Source organism: uncultured Veillonella sp., assembly GCF_905209685.1.
Taxonomy (GTDB): Bacteria; Bacillota; Negativicutes; order Veillonellales; family Veillonellaceae; genus Veillonella.
Window position 1 is genome coordinate 1 of record NZ_CAJLUB010000162.1, and the last position, 3,199, is coordinate 3,199.

6 protein-coding genes and 1 pseudogene are annotated in these 3,199 nt (G+C 38.8%); 1 reads left to right on the top strand and 6 read right to left on the bottom strand.

Annotated elements, in window-relative coordinates; all coding sequences use genetic code 11:
* The 5 genes and pseudogenes from QZ055_RS08790 to QZ055_RS08810 form a co-directional block, all read right to left on the bottom strand.
* Window positions 1-278, bottom strand: a pseudogene (locus QZ055_RS08790) (superoxide dismutase); the annotation flags it as partial.
* Window positions 279-524: 246 nt separating this feature from the next.
* Window positions 525-1,064: a cysteine hydrolase family protein gene (locus tag QZ055_RS08795; protein WP_295826293.1), complete on the bottom strand. Its 540-nt coding sequence runs from the start codon at window positions 1,062-1,064 to the stop codon at window positions 525-527.
* A 94-nt stretch (window positions 1,065-1,158) separates the two neighbouring features.
* Complete coding sequence (locus QZ055_RS08800; RefSeq protein ID WP_105089895.1) at window positions 1,159-1,677, bottom strand: phosphatidylglycerophosphatase A; 519 nt, start codon at window positions 1,675-1,677, stop codon at window positions 1,159-1,161.
* Between the two features lie 10 nt (window positions 1,678-1,687).
* Window positions 1,688-2,083 carry a hypothetical protein gene (locus QZ055_RS08805; protein ID WP_295826298.1) on the bottom strand — a complete coding sequence of 132 codons (396 nt, stop codon included), beginning with the start codon at window positions 2,081-2,083 and terminating at the stop codon, window positions 1,688-1,690.
* 96 nt (window positions 2,084-2,179) lie between these two features.
* Window positions 2,180-2,524, bottom strand: coding sequence for a zinc ribbon domain-containing protein YjdM (locus tag QZ055_RS08810; protein WP_005385054.1), 345 nt, complete (start codon window positions 2,522-2,524; stop codon window positions 2,180-2,182).
* Window positions 2,525-2,714: 190 nt separating this feature from the next.
* Here QZ055_RS08810 and QZ055_RS09465 point away from each other — a divergent pair, with 190 nt between their 5' ends.
* Complete coding sequence (locus QZ055_RS09465) at window positions 2,715-2,786, top strand: putative holin-like toxin (RefSeq protein ID WP_219565824.1); 72 nt, start codon at window positions 2,715-2,717, stop codon at window positions 2,784-2,786.
* 174 nt (window positions 2,787-2,960) lie between these two features.
* On the opposite strand, the gene QZ055_RS08815 is transcribed toward QZ055_RS09465, so the two are convergent.
* The coding region (locus tag QZ055_RS08815; protein ID WP_295826303.1) for an ECF transporter S component at window positions 2,961-3,199 on the bottom strand (239 nt) is incomplete at its 5' end.

A 3,199-nucleotide genomic window follows, 5' to 3' on the forward strand; every position in this document is an offset into this window, starting at 1 on the left:
GGTTTTGTCATGATGTCCCAGAACATAGTGTAGTTCTTGTGCCCGCCGCCATTGTTAATAACAGCTTGACGGATATCTTCTGGCACATTAGCGATATCACCAAGAATACAATCTACACAGCCATAAGCAAGATCAGGGTATTTTGCGATAGCAGCGTTCAAATTATTAACATACGCTTGATGGTGCTTGTCATGGTGCAATTTCATTGTTTCTGCGTCGATAACAGGCTCAAGATAATCATAAGCATATGGTAATGGTGCAAGTTCGAAAGGTTTCATAATAGTCCTCCTTAAATATAGGGCACGAACGATATTAAATACTAGATATCGTTCTTGTGAAAGCGTTTCGATGCACCTGCATCTACATTTCGTTTAATTGATATGAATTATCATTCTTTATTCATTGTATATTGTATATAGAAAATCGTCAATATATTTTCCCATAGAAAAAGGCTATAGGACTTCCTATAGCCTTTATGTTTGTTAATCAATATAAAGCACTCCAATATAGCTATAACACGATAACTACTCAACAATACATTGACACATTTTCATTGTTGTTAACGCCGCTTGATGGGACTCTTCTGTTACACCTGCACAGCAGCTAGAATCTACGTAAACAGGGATTTCTGGTAAGCCCGCTTTCAGTATAATCGCATTAGACACAACGCAAATATCAGTGCATAAACCAACGAGCGTAATAGACTCAATAGGATTTACCGAGTTCATCCCTTCCAAACGAGATAATAATTCAAAGGATCCGAAGTTTGGCTTGTCTATAAAGGATACAGGGCTCATGATAGGACGTCCTTCTGCTGCTTCGATTAAGCCCGGCACAATATGCCACCCTTCTGTATTCTTAACGCAATGTGTGACAGGTAAGAACTTACCCTCTTGGCTTTCAAGATAATTAGTATCATGCGTATCCCGCGTAAAGATGATTGGCCCGTCAAAGTTCTCAATTTTGTTGCGCACATTCTCTACGATTAACTGTGCTTGCGCAGAACCAAGGGCGCCATCTACGAAATCTTTTTGCATATCGATAACAACTAGAACCTTTTGCATAGTTCCTCCTGTATATAGTCTACATAGAATACATTAATTATTCATTTCACTACTAGTTATACTCTTAATTCTTAATAACATCAACGACAAAAATTTATGCTTTTTCCTCAGCTAAGGCATGACGTACGCGGTGTGGCTCATTATGAGCTAGTTTTCCTGCTGCCGCAGCTGCCACGGCCCCCACTAAATCATCGAGGAATGTATTACAATGACCACCAGCCTTACTATCTAACTTTTTAATGATGCCAGGCTTAACCTTATCTAGATAGCCATAGTTCGTAAACCCTATGGAACCGTATAAATTAACGATGGAAAAGGCTAAGATTTCGTCGATACCATAGAGGCTTTCATCATTTTCTACAATACCTTGCAAGGGCTGAGATAATTTATTTTGTTCCGTCAACTTGTCTAGCTCAATGCCCGTAATAATTGCATTATGTACCTCTCGTTTTGAAAGGACCGACGCCACATGTTCACGGCATTCTTCAATTGTTAGATTGGGCATATATGGTTTTTGAACATATAAAACGAGCTCTGCAATATCCTCTAACGTAACGCCACGCTCCGCCAGAAGATCGTAAGTATATTTCTCTAAATCCTTTGTAGATTCCATAACCGCTCCTTTATTTTTTATGATGGTGTTCACCTGATACGATTACAATACTAACTGGAATTGTCACAACTAATGCTTCATCAGTATCCACATGCTTTGTATGCCAAGCGGCCTCTTTTGCAGCCTCTTCAAAGATTGGATATGCATCTCGATCTAATTTCCAATTATTAGGCCCCGCTTCAACGGCTACAATATTCCCTTTATCATCTGTTTTAATTTCTAGAGGAACAATCAATGTGCCATCGGCACTCGTCTTGAAAGCCTCGCTAGGAATGACTACATTATAAGAAATTTGTTGCTGTAATTCATATGTACGCTTATCTGTGGGCTTTAAATCTGCCGCTAAAGAGCTAATATTCCCCATCATAGACGCCAATACAGCTAATAATACAACCCTTTTAAACATAGTTTTTCTCCCCCAAGTACTTTCCACTACACGCAGTATACGTTGATTATACCACGAAAAAATCCCTACCGAACGTATCGATAGGGATTTCTTAAATTAGATTTTCTTAACCATTTCAGATTTCAATGCCATCGCACCGAAACCATCGATTTTACAATCGATATCATGGCCATCGCTCGCATCAGTGATGAGGCGAATGTTTTTAACGCGCGTACCTTGTTTCAATACGCCAGCGCCTTTTACTTTGAGGTCTTTTACAACAACAACTGTATCGCCATCAGCTAGCTCGTTGCCGTTAGCATCGCGAATGATACCTGCTTCAGCTGCAGCTTGTGCGTCAGCTGCTGTCCATTCATGTCCGCACATAGGACAGATAAACATATGACCATCTTCATATGTGTACTCGTCGCCACACTTAGGGCAGTTAGGTAAATTTGCCATTTAGATCTCCTTTTTTCACTACATAATGAAAGTATTATACCATATAATACCTCTACTAACCTGTATTTATGTAAAAGTTGTACGAAATTAATTCGTATTTTTCAATATTCAAAATCCGCTATATACTAATTACGAAAGAGCCGTTAACGTGAGTTAGGTTCATCTCCGTCTTTTCGAGGGAGGTGGCATTATGACTGTATACGAAGCATTATCATTAATGATTTTATTCGCTACCCTCGTAGTGTTAATTCTTAAAAAGTAACTATTAAATAGTTACAAAATAAGATAAACCTAACGTTTAAGACTAAGTACTGCAATACTTAGACACGTTAGGTTTATCAAATTCACTATTCTTTGATGAGCCTAACGCCTAGAACACGTTAACTGGCTCTTTTGTACTTATAGTATAGTCTGAATTCTAGTGACTGTCAATTTACTACCCCAGGCGTTTGCGTAAGATAGCGTAGAGAATCATGCTAACAATAACGCTCATAACTGCTTGAATAGTATTAGTCAAAATACTAGCAATGGCTACGCCTGGATTGAATACGAAATATTCAACGATGAAGTAGCCTGCTACGATAATAATACCACCTACGATGGTTGCCGCTAAGGCAGAGGTAGTTGTCTTATTGTTATAGACAGTACCGACAAGATAGCCTTCAATGCCTTTCA

Excerpts from the sequence above, each read along its gene's own strand:
- QZ055_RS08810 (WP_005385054.1), bottom strand. The coding sequence starts at position 2,524 with ATGGCAAATTTACCTAACTGCCCTAAGTGTGGCGACGAGTACACATAT.
- QZ055_RS08800 (WP_105089895.1), bottom strand. The coding sequence starts at position 1,677 with ATGGAATCTACAAAGGATTTAGAGAAATATACTTACGATCTTCTGGCG.
- QZ055_RS08795 (WP_295826293.1), bottom strand. The coding sequence starts at position 1,064 with ATGCAAAAGGTTCTAGTTGTTATCGATATGCAAAAAGATTTCGTAGAT.
- QZ055_RS08805 (WP_295826298.1), bottom strand. The coding sequence starts at position 2,083 with ATGTTTAAAAGGGTTGTATTATTAGCTGTATTGGCGTCTATGATGGGG.